Source organism: Flavobacterium sp. RSP15, from assembly GCF_003968755.1.
Classification (GTDB): domain Bacteria; phylum Bacteroidota; class Bacteroidia; order Flavobacteriales; family Flavobacteriaceae; genus Flavobacterium.
The window spans coordinates 26,846-49,352 of the sequence record NZ_RYDL01000004.1 but is presented as its reverse complement, the minus strand read 5'-3'; the positions used below and the strand labels follow the sequence as shown (position 1 = coordinate 49,352).

Sequence of the window (22,507 nt, the reverse complement as noted above, 5' to 3'; positions counted from 1 at the left end):
TATTTTTGAAATTATTAAATGTAAAAACATAAAAATGAAAAAAGTAATGCTGTCGTTCCTTGCTATAACTGTCGTTTCCTGCGGTAGCGTTTCTTTAAAAAGTACAGATGCCACTACAGCGCTATATGAAGTTTTGACTCAGCAAACTAATGGTGGAGCTAGTATCCGTTTTTTTGAGATTCTTTCTGAACCAAGCGAAATTAAAATGCTGCAGAATGATGAAAACTTAAAAAATAAGATTAATGCTAATGATATTCTGAATGCTAATTTTGTTGTTTTGAATATGGGAGAGAAAACCACTGGCGGATATGCCATAGGAATTGATAAGGTAATTGAAACGGATAAAAATATAATTATAACAGTTCAAGAAACAAATCCTGAGCCGGGTAGTATGGTGACACAAGCCTTTACGACTCCTTTTTGTGTTGTGAAAATAAATTCCAAGAAAGAGATTCTTATAAAATAAAAAATGCCACTATTTCTAGTGGCATTTTTTTATTTTTTTTGAAATATTAGAATTGGTATTTAAGAGCTAAAGCTACATCAGAACCGTAATTGTCTCTGTAATAGTCGCTACCACCAAACTCTGGTCTGAAATCTAAAGAGATTAACAAAGGAATATCAAAATTATATTCGATACCTATATCTCCGGCAACAAATGCGAAAGCGCCATTGTTGTAATCTCTGTTGTCTCTATAATCTCTGTTGTAAGTTCCTACACCACCACCAACACCTGCATACCAGTTGAATCCGCCATCAATATTCCATACCCATTGGTACAAACCAGTTAATTTAAGCGCATTGTCATCATAATTATCGTTGTTATAATTATTTCTGTTTCTCCAACCTAAGTCTAATTCTAAACGATTGTTATCGCCTAAACCTCTTTGGTAGGTTATTTCAGTACCAAAACCACCACTGTTACCAAAACGAAGGCCGAGTGCATTTTTTGAAATCTCTTGTGCTTGTGAGGTGAATGCTAATCCAATTAGCATTATAACCGATAAAATAATTTTTTTCATAAGTAATTTTTTATAAATACAAAGATATTACTAACTTTGAGATTAAATTTACAAAATTAATTGTAAATGTTTCATAATTCACACTTTTGATATAAAACCACCATTAATCTAAAATAGTTTTTTTAAAGAAAATAGCAGGTGTAACATACTGAGTACTGATTAAATCCTCCATCTCAAAAAGATTTTCATCTTCAGCATAATTAGTTTCTGAGTAGTGAAATAATTTCCAACGTTTTTTATTGTATTCCAATGCGGTTAAATTCTCCACCCAATCCCCGGAATTCAAATACAAAGTAGCTCCGTTTTTATTCTCTTTTTTGATTATTTTTGGCTCGTGAATATGACCACAAATTACATAATCGTAGTTGTTTTCGATGGCGAGTTCCGTGGCTGTTTTTTCAAAATCCGAAATGTGCTTTACTGCCTTTTTTACACCAGCCTTTATTTGTTTAGAAAAAGAGTAGGGCTCTTTCCCTATTTTTGATAAGCACCAATTTACAAATCGATTCAAAAGTATCAGATAATCATATCCTAAACCGCCTAATTTTGCAATCCATTTTGAGTGTTGTACGGAAGCATCAAAGACATCACCGTGAAATATCCAGGCTTTTTTGTCATCAAGATCCAAGACTAACTTGTCCACCAATGCAAAATTACCCATACTCATATCGCTAAACTTTCGGAGCATTTCATCATGATTTCCAGTAATATAATAGACTTTTGTTCCCTTTGAAGCAAAACTGATGATTTTTTGGATAACCTTTAAATGCGCTTTGGGAAAATAGGATTTTCTAAATTGCCATACATCAATAATATCTCCATTTAAGACTAAAATTTTAGGTTTAATTGCAGATAAATAATTATAAAGTTCTTTAGCATGACTTCCATAAGTCCCCAGATGTACATCAGAAATCACCACTAACTCGACTTTTCTTTTTTTCAAGGTGTTTGAATTTGAATTTTATCAAATTAATGGAATTCTACTGAATTGAAATGCGATTAAAGGTTAATAAATAGTTTTCAATATTAATTTAAAGTCAATAAATAGATATTGCTATTCAAAAGTTTAGTGGTTAAAATTTTGAACTTTAAACTAAAATACTACTTTTGTTCAAAACTAATCAGTATGGCAGGAAATAGCTACGGAACACTATTTAGAATAACAACTTTTGGAGAATCTCACGGTGACGCTTTAGGAGGGATAATAGACGGTTGTCCTCCCGGAATAACAATAGATTTAGAAGCAATTCAATTTGAAATGTCCCGCAGAAAGCCTGGCCAATCAGCAATAGTTACTCAACGCAAAGAGCCGGATGACGTTCAATTTCTTTCCGGAATCTTTGAAGGTAAAACCACCGGTACACCCATAGGTTTTATTATTCCTAATACCAATCAAAAATCAGATGATTATTCTCATATAAAAGACAATTACAGACCTAGTCATGCGGATTATGTGTATGAAAAAAAATATGGGGTTAGGGATTATCGTGGCGGTGGGCGCAGTTCTGCGCGGGAAACTGCCAGTAGAGTTGTGGCGGGAGCTGTAGCAAAACAAATGTTGCCAGACATAAAAATTAATGCGTATGTTTCTTCTGTAGGACCCATTTTTTTAGACAAACCCTACCAAGATTTAGATTTTTCGAAAACCGAAAATAATCCGGTTCGTTGCCCAGATGAACAGGCAGCGGTAATCATGGAAGAATATATTCGTGATATCCGAAAACAAGGGGATACTGTGGGCGGAACCGTAACCTGTGTGATTCAAAATGTACCTATTGGTTTAGGAGAACCCGTTTTTGATAAGCTTCACGCAGAACTTGGCAAAGCCATGCTTTCTATTAATGCCGTAAAAGGATTTGAATTTGGAAGTGGTTTTGAAGGCGCTAAGATGAAAGGAAGTGCGCATAATGATTTATACAATGCTGACGGAACGACAAAAACCAATCTTTCAGGTGGAATTCAAGGAGGAATCAGTAACGGAATGGATATTTATTTTCGCGTGGCTTTCAAACCTGTGGCCACCATTATGCAAAAACAAGAATCACTGGACAATAAAGGCAATATTACAGAAATGACTGGAAAAGGGCGTCATGATCCTTGTGTAGTACCGCGTGCTGTGCCTATTGTTGAGGCAATGGCAGCCATTGTATTAGCTGATTTTTATTTGATAAATAAAACATATCAGTAGTAATTGTTGATACTTTTTATGTTTTTTACAATACCATTTTTTACCTGACTGCGAGCAAAAAATTATTTTTTATAATCAGGGTAGATCCTACAATCTAATAACCAATTTAATGAATATGAATACAACTAAAAAGCCGTCCTTTTTTTCAGGATTAACAGGGCAAATATTAATAGCTATGGTTTTGGGTGCTATTTTAGGCATTATCATTCATAATTCTATTTCACCGGAAGCAGCTCAAAATTTTAGTAACAAAATCAAAATTCTGGCTACTATTTTTATTCGACTGGTTCAAATGATTATTTCGCCATTGGTATTTACGACGTTGGTGGTAGGAATTGCGAAACTTGGGGATATCAAAGCGGTGGGGAGAATTGGAGGAAAAGCGATGGGATGGTTTTTTACAGCTTCATTTATCTCTTTGTTATTGGGGATGTTTTTTGTAAACATACTAGAACCGGGAGTTGGCCTTAATTTATCAAATGTTGATATGGGATCAGTTTCAGAAGTCACAGCGAAAACACAAAACATATCTTTTGAAAACTTTATTGAACATATAGTACCTAAAAGTATTTTTGAAGCAATGGCTACTAATGAAATTTTACAAATTGTAATATTTTCGATTTTCTTTGGTCTGGCAGCGGCTGCATTAGGTGATTATGTGAAGCCAGTGACAAATGCTTTGGATAAAATATCTCATATTGTTCTGAAAATGGTAAACTACGTTATGAAGTTTGCCCCAATAGGAGTATTTGGTGCTATAGCAGGTGTATTTGCGGTTAGAGATTTTCAGGAATTGGCAATTACCTATTTCAAGTTCTTTGGTTCTTTCTTAATTGGAATTTCCTCACTTTGGGTCGTGTTGATTGTTGTGGGGTATGTATTTCTAAAAAGCAGAATGACCGTTTTGCTAAAAAGAATTGTAAGTCCATTAATAATTGCTTTTGGAACAACCAGCAGTGAAGCTGTTTTTCCAAAATTGACCGAAGAATTAGAACGTTTTGGAGTCAAGGACAGAATTGTTTCTTTCATGTTGCCGCTCGGGTATTCTTTTAACTTGGATGGAAGTATGATGTACATGACTTTTGCCAGTATTTTTATTGCGCAAGCCTACGGAATTGATTTGGATTTGGGTACGCAAATGACCATGCTTTTAGTTTTGATGCTTACCAGTAAAGGAATTGCAGGAGTACCAAGAGCGAGTTTAGTGGTTGTTGCTGCAACTTGTGGTATGTTTGACATTCCAATCGAAGGAATTGCTTTAATTTTACCTATTGACCATTTTTGTGATATGTTTCGTAGCGCAACCAATGTGTTAGGAAATGCTTTAGCAACATCGGTAGTTGGAAGCTGGGAAAAAGACGAGGATTCCGAACCGGTTTCATTAGACTAAATAATAAAAAACTCCTCAAATAATGAGGAGTTTTTTTTGTAAAATATCAGTTTGTCTGATTCAAATGAATTTAAAATTATGAAAAAACTTGCTTTACATTGGAAAATTCTTTTAGGAATGATTCTAGGACTTTTTTTTGGATTAGTAATGAAAAACTTAGAACAAAAAGGAATCGTAATTGACTGGATAAAACCTTTTGGAACTATTTTTATAAACTTACTCAAAATGATTGCTGTTCCCTTAATTGTGGTTTCATTGATTGTTGGATTAGCAGATTTAAAAGATATTTCTAAACTTTCTAAATTAGGGGGAAGGACAGTCTTTTTTTACTTATGTTCCACAGTAATAGCAGTCATTATTGGTTTGTTGTTAGCCAATTTAATTAAGCCCGGAACTTACATTAAAGAAGAATCCAGAATAAGCTTACTTGAAAATTTTTCGGTTGATGCTTCTCAAAAAATTGAATTGGCGGTAAAAGCTAAAAATAGTGGGCCACTGCAACCTTTGATAGATATTGTACCAGATAATTTTTTTAAAGCTTTAAGTGATAATGGAAGTATGTTGCAAGTCATTTTTTTTGTTATTTTAATTGGGATCGGTCTCATTTTAATTGAAGAAAAAAAATCAAAACCTGTCGTTGATTTCTTTAAGGGATTGAATGATGTAATTCTGAAAATTATTGACATTATCATGCTTTTTTCACCAGTTGGTGTTTTCGCACTGATGGCCGCACTGATGGTCGAAATTCCAGATTTTTCAACATTAGGAGCGCTGGGAATCTATGGATTAACAGTTTTGCTTGGCTTGTTTTTGATGGTGTTTGTATTTTATCCAAGCTTATTAATGATTTTTGCAAAAGTAAATCCAATACAGTTTTTTAACGCCATTGCGCCTGCCCAATTATTGGCTTTTTCAACAAGTTCAAGTGCAGCTGCACTGCCCGTTACCATGGAATGTGTTACCGAGCGTTTAGGAGTTGATGAAGAGGTTTCCAGTTTTGTTTTGCCTCTGGGAGCAACAGTAAACATGGATGGAACTAGCTTGTATCAAGCAGTAGCTGCGATATTTATAGCTCAAGCAATGCTTCCGGAAGCTTTAGACCTCAGTACACAATTGATGATAGTTGTGACGGCAACACTAGCTTCTATAGGATCAGCAGCGGTTCCTAGTGCCGGAATGGTGATGCTTGTTATTGTTCTTGGTCAAGCTGGGATTCCAGAAGCTGGTCTAGCGCTTATTTTTGCTATTGACAGACCTTTGGATATGTGCAGAACGGTAGTCAATGTGACAAGTGATGCAACGGTAGCAACTATTGTTGCTAAATCTGTCGGAAAATTAAACAAACCAAAAAAAATTACTTTATAACTAATAGTTCCTTGTACAGCATGAAGTGGATTTAATATATTTGAAATTCATCAGAGTTCAAAATAGTTCACTTTTGACACTTAATTGATTAAAATAAATTATTATTTATTGGCGTATAAATTTATATTTGATTAAATTTAGTCACTTATGAATCAGGTGTATATTGTGTTGTTAATAGTATTTGTAGTTAACTTTTTCAGTGAAGATGTACTTGCATAAACGTAAACGGCATCAAATAATGAGATCGTAAAATTAACGGATCAAACTTCACAATACCTAAAGAATGCTAATTTCGAAAAATCCTTGAAAATTTCGAAAATTGCCTTGTACAAAGCCATTACTCAAAAGGATAAATTTTCCCTAGTAATTTCTTTAGTATATGACAAAAATAGATAGTATTAAAATTCAATAAGATAAAGGTCGTTTAGTTTAAATAATATTTTTATTAAAACGCTTAAAAAAACATGTTAACAATAAATCACTTTTTAACGACAGTTAAAAAGTGATTTATTACAGATGTAAGTCAGTATAACAAATTTAATACCAGCGTTTTTTATTTTGTTTGGAAACCTCTGATTTTCTTGATTTATGAGCTCCACCACTGCGGTTTGAGTTCTTTTGAGTTCCCGCGGGAGCGGTTTCAGGACTTCCTGAATGCCAACCGTATGGGTGATCACTTACGGTTTTTACATCTACTTTTATTAATTTCTGAATGTCTTTCCAATATTGGTGCTCATCTTTGCTACAAAAAGAAATTGCAACACCTTCATTTCCGGCACGACCGGTTCTGCCAATTCGGTGTACATACGTTTCGGGAATATTGGGTAAATCAAAATTAATGACAAATGGTAATTGATCAATATCAATTCCTCTGGCTGCAATATCAGTAGCCACTAAAACATTCACTTCTTTATTCTTGAATCCTTCTAAAACGCGTTGTCTGGCATTTTGAGACTTGTCACCATGAATCGCTTCGGCAGCAATATCGTGTTTGCGCAATGCTTTTACAACGTTGTCAGCTCCGTGTTTTGTTCTTGAAAAAACCAAAACATTAGACAGTTTTTCGTTTTTAATTAAATGATACAGCAAATTTCTTTTTTCTGCTTTTTCAACAAAATATACGCGTTGTTCTACGTTTTCAGCTGTAGAAGAAACAGGAGATACGGTAACTGTTGCAGGATCTTTCAGAAACATTTCGGCTAATTCTCTTATGGCCATTGGCATTGTAGCCGAGAAAAATAAGGTTTGTCTGTTATTAGGGGTCAGTTTTACAATTTTTTTGACATCATTTACAAATCCCATATCCAGCATCTGGTCCGCTTCGTCAAGGACTAAAGTATGCAAATGGTCTAAATCGATGAAACCTTGTTTGACTAAGTCTAGCAAACGTCCTGGAGTAGCAATCAGGATATCAATTCCTTTTTTCAGCATTTCTACCTGTGGCACTTGAGAAACGCCACCAAAAATAGTAAGTTGCACTAAGTTTGTATATTTTCCATATTGGTCAAAATTTTGTCCAATTTGAACGGCCAATTCTCGGGTTGGGGTGATGACTAAAGCACGGATTGGACTTGCTTTTTTAGAGGACCCTACTATTCTATGCAATTGATGAATAATAGGAATGGCAAATGCGGCCGTTTTTCCGGTACCGGTTTGGGCACAACCAATCATATCCCTACCTGATAATACGATTGGAATGGCTTGTTCTTGTATTGGAGTTGCTTCTAAATAGCCTTGTTCAAATACGGCTTTTTGTATACTTTTTGAAAGTGGTAAATCTTCGAATAACATATTTTAAATATTAAATATCATGTATTAAGTACATAGATAATGCTGCAAAGGTAGTGTTATTTATCGATTAGGTTAATAGGTATTCGTTTAAGCAATTTATCATTTAACCAGTTAGACAATCTGCTGGTTCGATTTAATAAAATCAGTCACCAGATAGCCTATCAGTTTACCTATTAAATGATTGTTTTTTTCTTCGCCTAAATCCGGTGCGCCTTCACAAATGTGTAAATAGGCAGCATTTTTATTTTTGGCAAAATAGTATATAAATTGCCTAAGTTGCTCCACAGAGTATCCACTCATAGTCATGGCACTGCAGGCAATATTTGGAATCGCATCCAAGTCGATCTCTATTCCAAAAAAATCATCATTTATAAATTCCGAAGCGAGCGCCATTTCCTGATCAAAGTTTTTTTCTCTTCTAATACTTACACTATCATAGGTGTTAAAACGAACTCGATCCTCTATTTTCTTAATGATATCCAACACACTTTTTGAAGTGTAGTTTTCATGTAGTCCAAAAATAAAATATTTTTTCAAAAAACCTTCTTCATAAGCATACGAAAAACCATTGCCACTGTGACGTCCTTCTATAATCCTAAAATCAGAATGCGCATCAAAATTGATTGCATTAATAGGTTTGCCTTTGGCGAGTGCAGTTCCTTTTATATTTCCGTATGAATTATTGTGTCCGCCACCAATGATTATTGGAGTTTTACCTGATTTTATAATGTTAAAAATGATATGAGAGACATCTTTGTCTATTTTTTCAACTAATTGGCTTAACTTAAAACGATCATCAATATCATTAAAATCAAGGTGTTCTACTTCCTGCATTTTCTCACTTACGTCTAATTGCCCTAAAACAATTAACTGACTTCCTTTACAAAAACGATTGTGCTGAATATTAGCGATACTTTTTATGGCACTGTCCCAAGCTGAAGCCGCCCCGGGTCGGCCAAAATTAGCTCTTATTCCAATGTCTTCGGGAATACCAAATAATACATATTTAGCCTCACAGGTTGTTAGAAAATCAATTGAATCAACATCTTTTGGGATGGTTATCATTTTTTCTCCAAACTTTATCTCGCCACTTCTGTGGTTCGTAATTTTTGCAAGATCATGAATTGTAAAGCGTATAATTTTTTCCATTAAAAAAAATATTTTTTCCCAAAAATAATATAAATGTATCAACTTGCGTTATTCATTAGTTATATATTGTTAAATTTGTAGAAATTAAATTAATTAAAAGATGGAAAATCAAAAAAGCAGTTCAAGTCTTAAGGCGGTTATAGCAGTGTTGGCTATTTTATTAGTGGGGAGTTTGGTTTACATTTTTAAAATGACTTCCGACGCAGATACCGTTAAAACAGAATTGAAAACGATATTGACCGAAAAAGAATCGGTTATGAAAGATTTGCAGGAATTAAAATCAACGTATGATGCCGCAATTGCTGAAAACACATCCATGTCTGATGAGTTAATTCAAGAAAGAGATAAAGTAGTAAACTTGATGAATGATTTGAGTAAGTCCAAAGGGGATGTAGCTTCATTATCTAAATACAGAACTCAATTCAATGCCTTGCAGGGAAATATGAAAGTTTTAATGGCTGAAAATGAAGGGTTGAAAAAAGAAAACACAACCTTAACTACACAACGAGACAGTACTGTAGTGGTCTTGGGAGAATCTAAAAAATACAACGAAGTATTAGTTGGACAAAACGAAGAATTATCTAAAGCGGTTGAAAAAGGATCTAAATTAACGGTTTTAAATACTAGAGGAACAGCTTTTAAATTAAGAAGTTCTGGAAAACAAATTGAAACAGACAAAGCAAGTAGAGCCGATGTTTTAAGAGTTAATTTTACGATTGCTGAAAATCAAATTGCTATGTCCGGTGACAAAATGTATTACGTACAAGTAATTGACAGCAAAAACAATGTTTTAGGAGACAAGAAAACGGAAAATTTTGGTGAGAATACGTTAACATACAGTTTTGCAACTAATGTGAAATATGAAAACAAAACAATTCTAGTTTCTGAGGATTTAAAAGGGAAAGATTTTGCTAAAGGAACGTATTTTATCAATATTTTTAATAAAGATGTTTTAGTTTCAAAAACAAGTTTTGTGTTGAGATAATCAAAAATTGAAATAATTAGGAAAGAGGAACGTGCTGTTCCTCTTTTTTTATGAAATAATTTCACCTTCAATCAGTACCGTTTCAATTAGAGTACTGCCAAAAGCGTATGGAAGCTGGTAATAGGATGTAATGGGTTTTGTAATAATTAGATTTGCTTTTTTGCCAATAGTAATGCTTCCATGAGTTTCAGAAATTCCCATGGCGTAAGCTCCATTTATTGTGGCAGCATTGATAACTTCTTCGGGAGTCATTTTCATTTTGATGCATGCCGTTGCTACAACAAAATTCATATTTCCTGAAGGAGTAGAGCCCGGATTGTAATCCGTTGCAAGGGCAATAGGAAGTCCTGCCGCGATCATTGCTCGTGCGGGAGTGTAGGGAATGCTTAAAAAATATGAGCAAGAAGGCAATGCAACAGGCATTGTGTCGGTATTTTTCAACGCTTTGATATCTTCCGGTTTCATAACCTCTAAATGATCTACTGATAACGCGTTGTATTCAATTCCTGCTTGAATTCCGCCAATTGAGTTGAACTGATTGACGTGAATTTTTGGCTTTAAGCCAAATTTAATTCCGGCTTCCATAATTTTTCGGGTTTCTTCAACAGTAAAATAACCCGCTTCACAAAACACATCGATGAAATCTGCCAGTTTGTTTTTGGCAATTTCAGGAAGCATATCGTTGATAATTAAATCGATATAACCTTGATGGTTTGTTGCATATTCCAATGGAAAAGCGTGAGCACCCAGAAAAGTTGCTTTTATAGTAATGGGATAATTTTTTGATAGCCGCTGAACCACTCGAAGCATTTTCAATTCTCCATCCAGCGTCAAGCCATATCCTGATTTGATTTCTACAGCTCCGGTTCCCAGTTGCATGACTTCCTCCAGACGCACCTTGGATTGGTTATAAATTTCATCTTCGGGAGTTTCGTTGAGTTTTGTAGCTGAATTTAAAATTCCACCACCACAATTGGAGATTTCTTCATACGTCAAGCCATTAATCCGATCTACAAATTCCTGTTCTCTATTTCCCGCATACACAATGTGCGTGTGACTGTCACACCATGAAGGTAAAACTATTTTGCCAGTGGCATCAATTATTTTGTCAGCATGTAATTCCGGCAAATTAACCATTGATCCAAAATCAGCAATCAGGTTGTCGCTAATGACTAAAAAGGCATTTTTGATGGTGGGAAGAATTGCCATTTCAGCACCGGAAACTTTAGCAATAGCAGTTTCCCTAATCTGGAGTAATTCTTTGATATTGATAAGTAGCGTTGTCATTTTATATAAAATTATTCAGAAACTTTGATTTCAAACATTTTATCCCAGTTTTTTCCGGTCACAAAAATGGTTTTGGTTTTTGGGTTGTAGGCAATTCCGTTTAGGACATCTGTATCAGGTAATTGGGTAATTTTTTTCTTCAAATCAGCAAGATTGATAATTGCTTCAACGGCTCCATTTTTAGGATTAATGACTGCAATGGCATCTTTCTGGTACACATTTCCATAAATTTTACCATTAATCCATTCGAGTTCATTGATTGCTTTTATTTTTGTTTCAAAGGAATATACGTTCAAGTAATCTACTTCTTTGAATGTGGTTGGATCAATGATCCAAATTTTTTCGGTTCCGTCTGATTGGTATAAATAAGTTCCGTCATTTGTTAATCCCCAACCTTCAATTGATTTGAAATAGGGGAACGTTTTTTCTTTTTTGAAAGTATCAGCATTATACACATATCCTTCATTGTTTTGCCAGGTCAGTTGGTATACTTTGTTGTTGAGAATCGTAATTCCTTCCCCAAAATAATTGTCAGCCAGTTCTACTTTTTTATATATTTCTCCAGTTTTATAGTTTGTTTTTCTTAAACTCGAAATCCCTTTTATTCCAGAACTGTTTCCAGAACCGTTTCCAGTTCCTTCATACAGCGTGTCACGGTAAAACTCTAATCCTTGCGTGTAGGCTTGAATGTCGTGCGGATAGGTATTTACAATGGTATATTTTAATAGTTTTGGTTGAATGCCGGAAACTAATTCTACTCTTCCAGTAGCCTCAGCGGTTTGTCCTTCATAATAAACAAGAGCTTTCAGGTCTTGGTTTCCTAATTTTTGATCTTTTAATTCCAATGATAGTTTATCAAGACCTTTCTTAGAAGCAATTTTTTTATCATTGACGTAGTAAATAATGCTATCTATTTTTTTTGAATTGGGATTCAAAATCGCTAAAGAAAGGACTTCTTGTGGGGTGTATAATGCTGAAAATTTAGAATTATCAAAGGTAAATAAAGTGTTTTCGCCTTTTTTTCCCTCGTTGCAACTTGCTAAAGTTATTCCTAATAAAATGATAGATAGGAAGTTATAATTTTTCATTGTTTGAATTTTTGATACCCCCAATATAACGTTATTTTTTAATGATTAAAGCTCTTGTGAAAATATAAAAAGATTGTATATTTGCACCGGCAAGTCCTACACGACCAGCTCCTGCAGACTCCCCCAGGATGGGAACATAGCAAGGGTACGTGGTTGAGCGGTGCGATGTAGGTCGCTTGCCATTTTTTTAATCTGAATTTATTTCAGATTCTTTTCTAAATTCACACAAATAAGTAGTCTTCCTTCGGGAGGATTTTTTTATTTTTGGACCTTTCGTACAGCAAACATCAGTAATCATGAATAAAGTAGTTTTAATAACAGGCGGTTCTTCAGGAATAGGGAAATCTATTGGCGAGTTTTTACACCATAAAGGTTTTGTTGTGTACGGAACTAGTAGAAATCCGGAACGAATTTTAAATTCTATTTTTCCTCTAATTGCTTTAGATGTTCAGGATTCGGATTCGATTCAGGCAGCTGTAGCCAAAGTGATTGCGACCTCCGGAAGGCTTGATGTTGTCATTAACAACGCTGGTGTTGGGATTACGGGACCATTGGAAGAAATTCCGACACATGAAATTAAGAATAATTTTGAGACTAATCTTTTTGGCCCAATTGAGGTAATGAAAGCAGTATTACCACAAATGCGTACACAGCAATCAGGATTAATCATCAATGTGACTTCTATTGCGGGATATATGGGTTTGCCGTATCGAAGTGTTTATTCTGCTTCAAAGGGTGCCCTTGAACTCATCACTGAAGCGTTGCGAATGGAAGTGAAATCCTTTGGCGTTCATATTACGAATGTAGCTCCGGGAGATTTTGCGACAAATATTGCTTCGGGACGTTTTCATGCCCCGGTACTAAGGGGTTCCGCTTACGAAGCTCAGTACGGAAACACATTGAAAACGATGGATGAACATGTGGATAGCGGCAGTAATCCAAATAAAATGGCCGAAGCGGTCTATCAGATTATCCAAACTCCGGAACCTAAAATTCATTATAAAGTGGGCGTTTTTTTGCAAAAATTTTCAATTGTTTTGAAAAGAATTTTACCAGATAAAGTATATGAAAAAATGCTGATGAGCCATTATAATTTGTAATTTTGCACCGAAATTATTAGCGAGAGGGATTGCTTCACTTATCGTTTATCTTCATCGGAGTTCAGTGAATTTCATTTGCAGTGAAAATCCTTTCTAGTCCTGAACTTGTTTCAGTACTAGAAAGATTGAAGCGGAAAGCCCGACCCTTGGGTCACGCCCAAAGAATTAAAAACACACAATTAAATTATATAATATGAAATTTTTTATTGACACGGCTAATTTAGCTCAGATTAAGGAGGCACAGGCATTAGGCGTTTTGGATGGCGTTACAACAAATCCATCATTGATGGCCAAAGAGGGAATTATAGGAAAAAACAACATTTTGAAGCATTATGTTGACATTTGTAATCTAGTTGAAGGCGATGTAAGTGCCGAAGTAAATGCGTTGGATTACGACGGAATGATTAAAGAAGGAGAAGAATTAGCGGATTTACATGAGCAAATCGTGGTAAAAGTTCCTTTGACTAAAGAAGGAGTTATGGCCGCTAAATACTTTTCGGATAAAGGAATTAAAACGAATGTAACATTAGTATTCTCGGCTGGACAGGCTTTATTGGCTGCAAAAGCGGGAGCTACTTACGTTTCTCCTTTTATTGGTCGTTTAGACGATGTATCTACAGACGGTTTGGCTTTGATTGAAGAAATCAGATTGATTTATGATAATTATGGCTACGAAACTCAAATTCTGGCTGCTTCAGTACGTCACACGATGCACATTGTAAACTGTGCAAAAATTGGTGCTGATGTAATGACCGGACCATTATCTGCTATATACGGCTTATTGAAACACCCATTGACGGATATTGGATTGGCGCAGTTTGTGGCTGATTTCGAGAAAGGAAATAAATAAAAAATGCTCGGTGAGCCATTTTGAGTCTCAGCGAATTGAATAAAAAAATCCCATTTCAAATTTGAAATGGGATTTTTTTTATTGGTTTGGTTTCAATATGGTTTGGTATTATATTTTTGATTAGTGTCCGCCACCAACTTCTACTTCTTTTCCGATTCCTTGTTTTTCCAAAATTCCAATTACTTTCCATCCGTAGAATGCGATGAATGCGAAACATAAAACAGGAATGAAGTAAGAAGTATGAATGCCAATAATATCTGCTAGTTTTCCTTGTAATGGTGGAATGATACCACCACCTAAAATCATCATCACCAAGAAGGCTGAACCTTGAGAGGTATATTTTCCTAGACCTGCAATTGCTAATGAGAAGATAGATGGCCACATGATACTTAAGAACAAACCACCGCTCATGAAAGCAAAAATAGCGATTGTACCTTTAGTGAATAAACCAATAAGCATGGCTGTCATTCCCATTAAACCAAAAATCATAAGAGTTCTTGATGGTTGGTCTTTACCTAAAAAGAAACCAGCGATTTGGAACAAAATTACAAATGCATAAGCATATAAAGGTGTTACATCTTGTCCGGAAATAGCGTTAGCGGCTAATACGACTCCAAAAGCTATGTAAGGAACTACGATAAGTAAAATTTTCTTTAATTGTGATGACGGGTTGAAAACCGTAATGGCTCCTGCCCAACGTCCAATCATTAAACTTCCCCAATACATAGACATATATGGCGCTAAAGCAGGTCCAGCTATAGAACCAAAATCCGCAGTCACCAATAATTCACCAAGGTTACTTCCAATGGTTACTTCGACACCTACATAGGCGAAAAGGGCAAGCATTCCCAAAACTAATTGTGGGTATTTCATGGCTCCCCATCCTTCAGGATTTTTTTGTGCTGTAGTATTAGCGAAAAACAATCCAATAACAACCACTAAAAGTGTAGAAACCGTTAAGGCTAATCCTAAGTAATCTTTTTCTTTGTTCTCGATAAAACGAGTAATAAATTCAGCATCTTCATAACGAGAAAAGATATAAGCAAAAATGGCAACCAAAATTACAGTGATTGCAATTAGCGTTTTCATTGCTTTATTCGCCGTTTCAAAAGTAGAATCACTTTTTCCAGCCGGTAACTTTTTAGAAAAATGGAATAAGGCTGCTGCCAATAAAAAGAGTCCTCCAACAAATACATAAAGGATTCTCATAGAATCTAATGAATCTGGTTTTTGAGCAAATTCTTCGATATTAACTCCTGCAATAACACCAAACAAGGCGATAGAAACCACTATCGGTCCTATTGTGGTACCCAATGAGTTAATCCCTCCGGCAAGATTTAGTCTGCTTGATGCTGAATGTGGTTCACCAAGTGAAGCGGCAAACGGCTGTGCCGATGTTTGTTGTAATGAGAAACCAAGTGCTACAATGAATAATGCACCAAGAATAAACAAATAACTTCCTTGTGTTACCGCTAAAATCATAAGCAGAGCTCCAAACGTACTTATCAATAATCCGTAAATAATTCCTTTTTTGAATCCCCAACCGTTTAAAATATCTTTTTTGGCGATACTGCTAAAAATAAAAAGCAATAAAGCACCGATATAATAAGCCCCATAAAAAGCAAAATCGATAAGTTGACTTTGAAATTGGTCTAAGCCAAATTTAGCTTTGCAAAATGGAATAAAAATTCCGTTTGATGCTCCAATAAAACCCCAAAAGAAAAATACGGTTATGAGCGTGTAAAGCGCGGAATTGTTAGACTTTGTTTGTTCTGAATTCATAAGTATACATTGATTAATGATTAAAACTAAATACTTTTGTAGCTGTAAGACCGTAAATATATTTGTTAAGTAAATTAAAAAAAAATAATTTAGACTAAATATTGTTAAAATTATTGAATCACCATTTTTTGTTTAAAATACCTGCTTTTTTTTCAACCTTTTTGCTAATTCTAAAATGACGGTAACTTTGAAATTGGGATTAAATGTACTTTATGTATAGAAATAGTTTAAGATTTTCATAATCTCCATTTTTTTGGATACTCGGAGCAATCTAATTTATGTTATTTTTTATTTTTCTTACTCTTTTAAAAAAAACTATCTTTATAATTCAGTATAAAAAATACGATATGAAAAGTGATTTAGAAAGAAAAAAAGATATCAGTTATGAAAGTGTCGGTAAATTTGAAGAAACACGATTTGAAAAAATTCATAATAAAATTTTCAAAAATGCTTCAGAGCCGTCTCTATTAGTTGCTCGGGAAATCGCACAATTGATTCTATCTAAACAAGCTGAAAACAAAGTTTGTATCCTTGGCTTGGCCACGGGCTCGTCACCTATAAAAGTATATGAAGAATTGGTCCGAATGCATAAAGAAGACGGACTTAGTTTTAGCAATGTAGTCACTTTTAATCTGGATGAATATTATCCGATGACAAAAGAGAACCACCACAGCTATCATTATTTCATGCACGAGCATTTGTTCAATCATGTAAATATTGAACCAGAAAACATTAATATTCCTGATGGAACAGTGCCTATTGATGTACTAAAACAATATTGTATTGATTATGAAAATAAAATAAAAAATGCTGGTGGACTTGATTTTCAATTGTTAGGAATTGGTCGCACGGGTCACGTTGGGTTCAATGAACCAGGTTCCCACATTAATTCTGGAACCCGAATAATTACACTGGATTATATTACCAGAGTCGATGCTTCTTCTGATTTTAATGGCATTGAAAACGTTCCTAAAAGAGCCATTACGATGGGCGTTTCTACGATTCTTAAATCCAAAAGAATTATTTTGATGGCTTGGGGCCAAAATAAAGCCGATGTCATAATAAGAACTGTTCAAGGCGACATCAGCCCGGAAATTCCCGCAACTTTTTTGCAAAACCATGACAATACCACTTTTGTTTTAGATCAATCGGCGGCTTCGGAGCTAACCCAGTTCAAGACACCATGGCTTGTCCAAGATTGCAATTGGACATTGGAATTAAAATGTAAAGCGATTGTTTGGCTGTGTTTAAAAACAGAACGATCCATATTAAAATTGACCGATAGGGATTATAACAATAACGGTATGTCAGATTTGCTGGCTTTAGAAGGCTCTGCTTACGACTTAAATATAAACATGTTCAATGTGTTGCAGCACACCATAACCGGATGGCCCGGAGGTAAACCTAATACTGATGATTCCCATAGACCGGAAAGGGCTAATCCTGATAAGAAAAGAGTGATTCTTTTTAGTCCGCATCCAGATGATGACGTGATTTCCATGGGAGGAACTTTTACTAAATTAATAAAACAAGGACATGATGTTCATGTAGTGTATCAAACTTCAGGAAACATCGCTGTTACAGATGACGAAGCCTTAAAATTTGCTGAGGTTTGTACTGATTTCATTGGAGATGCTAAAACTAAAATTGATTTTCAATCCGTTATTGATTTTTTGAATAATAAGTCAGAAAATCAAATAGATTCTCTTGAAGTTCGGAAGCTTAAAGCACTCATCAGACGCAGAGAATCGTATGCAGCCGTTCGGTACATTGGGTTAAATGAATCGAATATCCATTTTCTGGATATGCCTTTTTATGAGACGGGACTAATAAAGAAAAACCCAATCCACGCGGATGACATTGCTATTGTAAAAGCGATTATCGAAAAAATAAAACCACATCAGGTTTTTGCCGCTGGTGATCTTGCGGATCCGCACGGAACGCATGAAGTTTGTCTTAATGCTATTTTTACTGCTATGGCAGCGTTGAAACCACAATCGTTTATGAATGATTGCTGGCTCTGGTTATATCGTGGCGCTTGGCATGAATGGGAAATTCATGAAATAGACATGGCAGTACCATTAAGTCCAGAAGAAGTAATGCTAAAAAGACACGCAATTTTATACCATCAATCGCAAAAAGACCGCGTGATGTTTCAAGGTAATGATTCCAGAGAATTTTGGGTGCGTGCTGAAGACCGCAATAAACATACAGCAAAATTATATGATGATTTAGGACTGGCAGAATATGAAGCCATCGAAGCTTTTAAACGTTTTGACTATTAAAAACATATTGAATACCTATAAACTATGAAATACTTTTTGATCCTATTATTAGTAAGTTTTGTTTCGAATGCACAAATTACCACCGAGCAATTAAATCTGATGCCTTGGCCACAAAATATAAAGTTGACCGCTGGCACTTTTGCTTTAAGTAAAAAATTTAAATTGAATATTACTGGGAATCCTAATCCTAGAATTTTTATTGGCGCAACCAATTTCCTGCGACGATTGGATGGCAGAACGGGATTGTTTCTCGAACAAAGTTTTTTGACAGAAGGCAACGAAAGTCCGGAAGCTGAATTGCAGATAAATTGTGTTCGCAACGGAAAAATAGAAATTAATGAAGATGAAAGTTACGAATTGAAAATTGCTTCTAATCAAATAACCATTAATGCTACAAGCGATTTAGGGGCTTTGCATGGTTTGGAGACGTTATTACAATTGCTTCAGAATAATAGTACGTCATATTACTTTCCGGTTGTTGAAATCTCGGATTCGCCACGTTTTACCTGGAGAGGCCTGATGATTGATGCGGCAAGACATTTTCAACCGGCAGATGTTATCAAAAGAAATCTGGACGCTATGGCTTCGATGAAAATGAATGTTTTCCATTGGCATTTAGCCGATGATCAAGGTTGGAGAATTGAATTAAAAAATCATCCAAAATTGACAGAATTAGCCTCAGATGGAAGTTTTTATACTCAGGAAGAGATTAAAAATATTGTAAAATATGCTGCTGAAAGAGGGATTCTGGTTATTCCTGAAATAGATGTTCCGGGACACGCATCGGCATTGCTGACCGCTTATCCAGAAATAGGAAGTAAAGTAGGTGAGGGGGAAATCACGTATGAAGTGCAAAGAAATTCAGGAATTTTTAATGCGACTTTAGATCCCACAAATCCAAAAACCTATGAACTATTAAGTTCGATTTTTGACGAAGTGTGTCCTTTATTTCCGGGAGCATATTTTCACATTGGCGGCGATGAAAATAATGGAAAAGAGTGGAATGCAAATCCTGCTATTCAGCAATTTAAAAAGGATAATAATCTGGCCAGTAATCATGATTTGCAAACTTATTTTAATATGAAGTTGATTCCAATCTTGAAAAAATACAACAAAAAATTAATGGGTTGGGAAGAAATAATGACTGAAAACATGTCTAAAGATGCCATAATTCATGCTTGGAGAGGAACTAACGAAGGTCAAGAAGCTGGTGGTGCGTTGATTAAAGCTGCAAAAAACGGTTACAATACTGTGTTGTCAAATGGATATTATATTGATTTGATGCTTGGTATTGAAAGTCATTATTTGAATGATCCCATTCCAAACAAGATAATTCTTAGCCCGGAAGAAAAAGCAAGGGTTTTAGGTGGAGAAGCGGCAATGTGGAGCGAACTGGTTACGCCATTAACTATAGATTCAAGAATTTGGCCACGAACCGCAGCTATTGCAGAGCGATTATGGTCTAATGCGGAGGTGACGGATATGAACAGCTTACGCAAAAGGTTGAAAACAATCTCTTTTCGATTAGAAGAACTGGGAATTACGCACATCAGAAACAAAGAAGTGATTTTAAGAAACATCAGCAACAATCAAGATACGCGTGCATTGAATGATTTTTCAAACCTTTGTGAACCACTGAAAAATTACAAACGTAATGGTGGCGGAAAGAAATACCGCATGTATTCTCCGTTGACCTTATTTGCGGATGCTTGTAATGCGGATGCTTCGGAAGCACTAGATTATAATGTTGCAGTCAATGTATATTTAGCAAATAAAAGCAAGGAGAATAAAGGGATAGTGACTGACTTTTTTAAGAAGTGGATCGTCCTAAATTCCGATTTAATTGCTTTAAGTGCCAATGCGCCGCTGGTGCAACCTCTTTTGCCCTTGTCTAAAAGTTTGAGTGATGTATCCCAGCAGCTATTGCTTTTAATAGATAAAAAACAAAAAGTAAGTCAAACTGTATTGGAAGATTTATTAGAGAAATGCAATACCAGAAGTCCCGCCGATGTAGAATTAGCAGTTTACGGCAGTTTAAAAAAATTGTTGTAAACAAGAAAAGTAACATTGGCTTTATGAAGTAAGAATTTTGAAATCCTGATAATTTGTGTCAGGATTTTTCTGTAAATTATTGTTCTAATCCGAAAATTAAAATCGTTGAAAATGGATTTTTTTGGATCTCATAAAATCGGTATTTTTTTCGTAATTTTGCAGAAATTTTATAAAATAAATATTCATGTTAACAGTAAATAATTTATCAGTTCAGTTTGGCAAACGAATTTTGTTTGACGAGGTAAATACTACCTTCACTCACGGTAATATCTACGGAGTTATCGGAGCCAATGGCGCTGGAAAATCTACTTTTCTTAAAATAATTGCTGGTGAAATGGACCCAACTTCGGGACATATTCACTTAGAACCAGGAAAACGTATGTCGGTTTTGAACCAAAACCACAATATGTTTGACGAAAGCACCGTATTGGAGACCGTTATGATGGGGAATAAAACCCTTTATGCGATCAAAAAAGAAATGGATGCTTTGTATTTAGATTACAATGATTCAAATGCGGATAGAATAGGGGAATTGCAAGTGCAATTTGAAGAAATGAACGGTTGGAATGCAGATTCTGATGCGGCATCAATGCTGTCCAATCTTGGTATTACAGAGGAACATCATTATACTTTAATGGGCGATTTGGAAGGGAAAATAAAAGTTCGTGTCCTTTTGGCACAGGCGCTTTTTGGAAATCCGGATTTACTTATTATGGATGAGCCTACCAATGATCTGGATTTTGAAACCATTGCCTGGTTAGAGAATTTCTTGGCCAATTATGAAAATACCGTAATTGTAGTTTCTCACGACAGACACTTTTTGGATTCCGTTTGTACACATATTTCGGATATAGATTTCAGTAAAATAAATCATTATTCCGGAAACTATACATTCTGGTATGAATCAAGTCAATTAGCAGCAAAACAACGCGCGCAACAAAACAAAAAAGCAGAAGAAAAGAAACAGGAATTAGAAGAATTTATTCGTCGTTTTAGTGCGAATGTAGCCAAATCAAAACAAGCTACTTCTCGTAAAAAAATGATTAGCAAGCTGAATATTTCCGAAATAAAACCATCAAGTCGTCGTTATCCGGCAATTATTTTTGACCAAGAGCGTGAGGCAGGAGATCAAATTTTGAATGTGCAAAATTTAAGCGCTTCTGTTGATGGAGATATTTTATTTAAAGGCGTAGATTTGAATATGGCCAAAGGCGATAAAATCGTTCTTTTCTCCAAAGATTCACGTGCCACTACCGCTTTCTACGAAATTCTAAATGGAAATCAAAAAGCGGATTCCGGAACTTATGATTGGGGAGTTACAACAAACCAAGCGTATTTACCAGGAGATAATCATTCGTTTTTCGAAAACGATTATTCTCTTGTAGATTGGTTGCGTCAATGGGTGAAAACTGAAGAGGAGCGTGATGAAGTAAATATTCGTAGTTTTCTTGGAAAAATGATTTTTTCAGGAGAAGAAGCCTTAAAAACCTGCAGAGTATTATCCGGAGGAGAAAAAGTGCGTTGCATGTTGTCTCGAATGATGATGGAACGAGCGAATGTTTTAATGCTGGATGAACCTACCAATCACTTGGATTTAGAGTCCATTACAGCTTTTAATAATTCATTAAAAAACTACAAAGGTTCTGTGATTTTCACCACTCATGATCATGAATTCTCGCAAACGGTTGCTAATAGAGTAATTGAATTAACGCCTAATGGAGCGATTGATCGTTACATGACTTTTGATGATTACCTAGATGATGAAAAAGTTCAGGAATTGAGAGCTAAAATGTATATTGTATAAAAAGTAATTTATATTTAAGATTAAAAATATCCCGCAATTGCGGGATATTTTTATTAAAAGAAGTTTTTAATTGTCAATCTTAATTAAACGATCATTATTTCTTATCGAAAATCTTACTAATGATAAAAATGATAATAGCGATAACGGCAACAACTATAAATATTCCAACACCTACTCCAGCTTTGAATATTCCTCCTATTATTGAACAACTTGAAAATGAAATTAGTACTATAAAAAGCATCAATAATCTGGTGAGTCCTTTTTGCATGATGTTGTGTTTTTTATGTTAAATGTTAAAATGTAAAATTAAGGCATCGCTTACGGTGGCTGTTACATATTTTTTATTTTTTCTTGTAAAATTAAGTACTA

General features: G+C 35.0%; 18 protein-coding genes and 1 other RNA gene. 12 read left to right on the top strand and 7 right to left on the bottom strand.

Annotation, left to right across the window (positions count from 1 at the left end):
- Positions 1-34: 34 nt before the first annotated feature.
- A complete protein-coding gene (locus EKM00_RS06490; RefSeq protein WP_126515630.1) occupies positions 35-466 on the top strand; it encodes a protease complex subunit PrcB family protein in 432 nt (143 codons plus the stop codon).
- Between the two features lie 46 nt (positions 467-512).
- Here EKM00_RS06490 and EKM00_RS06485 read toward each other — a convergent pair whose 3' ends face one another.
- Positions 513-1,022: an outer membrane beta-barrel protein gene (locus tag EKM00_RS06485; RefSeq protein WP_126515629.1), complete on the bottom strand. Its 510-nt coding sequence runs from the start codon at positions 1,020-1,022 to the stop codon at positions 513-515.
- Between the two features lie 103 nt (positions 1,023-1,125).
- The gene (locus EKM00_RS06480; protein ID WP_126459977.1) at positions 1,126-1,965 is read right to left on the bottom strand and encodes a UDP-2,3-diacylglucosamine diphosphatase; all 840 of its coding nucleotides are present in this window, start codon (positions 1,963-1,965) and stop codon (positions 1,126-1,128) included.
- A gap of 183 nt (positions 1,966-2,148) precedes the next feature.
- Here EKM00_RS06480 and aroC point away from each other — a divergent pair, with 183 nt between their 5' ends.
- From aroC to EKM00_RS06465, 3 genes are all read left to right on the top strand, one after another.
- Positions 2,149-3,210, top strand: coding sequence for a chorismate synthase (gene aroC / locus EKM00_RS06475; RefSeq protein ID WP_126453382.1), 1,062 nt, complete (start codon positions 2,149-2,151; stop codon positions 3,208-3,210).
- Between the two features lie 109 nt (positions 3,211-3,319).
- The gene (locus tag EKM00_RS06470) at positions 3,320-4,600 is read left to right on the top strand and encodes a dicarboxylate/amino acid:cation symporter (protein WP_197037191.1); all 1,281 of its coding nucleotides are present in this window, start codon (positions 3,320-3,322) and stop codon (positions 4,598-4,600) included.
- A 78-nt stretch (positions 4,601-4,678) separates the two neighbouring features.
- Positions 4,679-5,965 (top strand): dicarboxylate/amino acid:cation symporter, encoded by a 1,287-nt coding sequence (locus EKM00_RS06465; protein ID WP_126515628.1) that lies wholly within the window; start codon positions 4,679-4,681, stop codon positions 5,963-5,965.
- A 537-nt stretch (positions 5,966-6,502) separates the two neighbouring features.
- Here EKM00_RS06465 and EKM00_RS06460 read toward each other — a convergent pair.
- Together EKM00_RS06460 and EKM00_RS06455 are read right to left on the bottom strand one after the other, a co-directional pair.
- Complete coding sequence (locus EKM00_RS06460; RefSeq protein WP_126515627.1) at positions 6,503-7,756, bottom strand: DEAD/DEAH box helicase; 1,254 nt, start codon at positions 7,754-7,756, stop codon at positions 6,503-6,505.
- Positions 7,757-7,867: 111 nt separating this feature from the next.
- Positions 7,868-8,905: a formimidoylglutamase gene (locus tag EKM00_RS06455; RefSeq protein ID WP_126459968.1), complete on the bottom strand. Its 1,038-nt coding sequence runs from the start codon at positions 8,903-8,905 to the stop codon at positions 7,868-7,870.
- A gap of 100 nt (positions 8,906-9,005) precedes the next feature.
- On the opposite strand from EKM00_RS06455, the gene EKM00_RS06450 reads away from it, so the two are divergent.
- Positions 9,006-9,890, top strand: coding sequence for a hypothetical protein (locus EKM00_RS06450; RefSeq protein ID WP_126515626.1), 885 nt, complete (start codon positions 9,006-9,008; stop codon positions 9,888-9,890).
- A gap of 48 nt (positions 9,891-9,938) precedes the next feature.
- Here the strand turns inward: EKM00_RS06450 and hutI are convergent, their stop codons facing one another.
- Entirely contained in the window at positions 9,939-11,177 is a 1,239-nt protein-coding gene (hutI, locus tag EKM00_RS06445) for an imidazolonepropionase (protein ID WP_126515625.1), read from the bottom strand.
- 11 nt (positions 11,178-11,188) lie between these two features.
- Positions 11,189-12,265, bottom strand: a complete 1,077-nt coding sequence (locus EKM00_RS06440) for a glutaminyl-peptide cyclotransferase (RefSeq protein WP_126515624.1) — start codon at positions 12,263-12,265, stop codon at positions 11,189-11,191.
- A gap of 87 nt (positions 12,266-12,352) precedes the next feature.
- On the opposite strand from EKM00_RS06440, the gene ffs reads away from it, so the two are divergent.
- The 3 genes from ffs (at position 12,353) to fsa (ending at position 14,215) form a co-directional block, all read left to right on the top strand.
- An RNA gene (gene ffs / locus EKM00_RS06435) (signal recognition particle sRNA small type) lies at positions 12,353-12,450 on the top strand.
- Positions 12,451-12,561: 111 nt separating this feature from the next.
- Positions 12,562-13,365 (top strand): SDR family oxidoreductase, encoded by an 804-nt coding sequence (locus tag EKM00_RS06430; RefSeq protein ID WP_126515623.1) that lies wholly within the window; start codon positions 12,562-12,564, stop codon positions 13,363-13,365.
- Positions 13,366-13,558: 193 nt separating this feature from the next.
- Positions 13,559-14,215: a fructose-6-phosphate aldolase gene (gene fsa, locus EKM00_RS06425; protein ID WP_126453404.1), complete on the top strand. Its 657-nt coding sequence runs from the start codon at positions 13,559-13,561 to the stop codon at positions 14,213-14,215.
- Between the two features lie 120 nt (positions 14,216-14,335).
- Here fsa and EKM00_RS06420 read toward each other — a convergent pair whose 3' ends face one another.
- Positions 14,336-15,997: an MFS transporter gene (locus tag EKM00_RS06420; protein ID WP_126515622.1), complete on the bottom strand. Its 1,662-nt coding sequence runs from the start codon at positions 15,995-15,997 to the stop codon at positions 14,336-14,338.
- Between the two features lie 347 nt (positions 15,998-16,344).
- Here EKM00_RS06420 and nagB point away from each other — a divergent pair, with 347 nt between their 5' ends.
- The 4 genes from nagB (at position 16,345) to EKM00_RS14715 (ending at position 22,428) form a co-directional block, all read left to right on the top strand.
- Positions 16,345-18,282, top strand: a complete 1,938-nt coding sequence (gene nagB, locus EKM00_RS06415) for a glucosamine-6-phosphate deaminase (RefSeq protein WP_126515621.1) — start codon at positions 16,345-16,347, stop codon at positions 18,280-18,282.
- 24 nt (positions 18,283-18,306) lie between these two features.
- Complete coding sequence (locus tag EKM00_RS06410; protein WP_126515620.1) at positions 18,307-20,334, top strand: beta-N-acetylhexosaminidase; 2,028 nt, start codon at positions 18,307-18,309, stop codon at positions 20,332-20,334.
- Positions 20,335-20,518: 184 nt separating this feature from the next.
- On the top strand, positions 20,519-22,138 hold the full coding sequence (locus EKM00_RS06405) for an ABC-F family ATP-binding cassette domain-containing protein (RefSeq protein WP_126453416.1): 1,620 nt from the start codon (positions 20,519-20,521) through the stop codon (positions 22,136-22,138).
- Positions 22,139-22,257: 119 nt separating this feature from the next.
- Positions 22,258-22,428, top strand: a complete 171-nt coding sequence (locus EKM00_RS14715) for a hypothetical protein (RefSeq protein ID WP_158614885.1) — start codon at positions 22,258-22,260, stop codon at positions 22,426-22,428.
- Positions 22,429-22,507 lie beyond the last annotated feature (79 nt).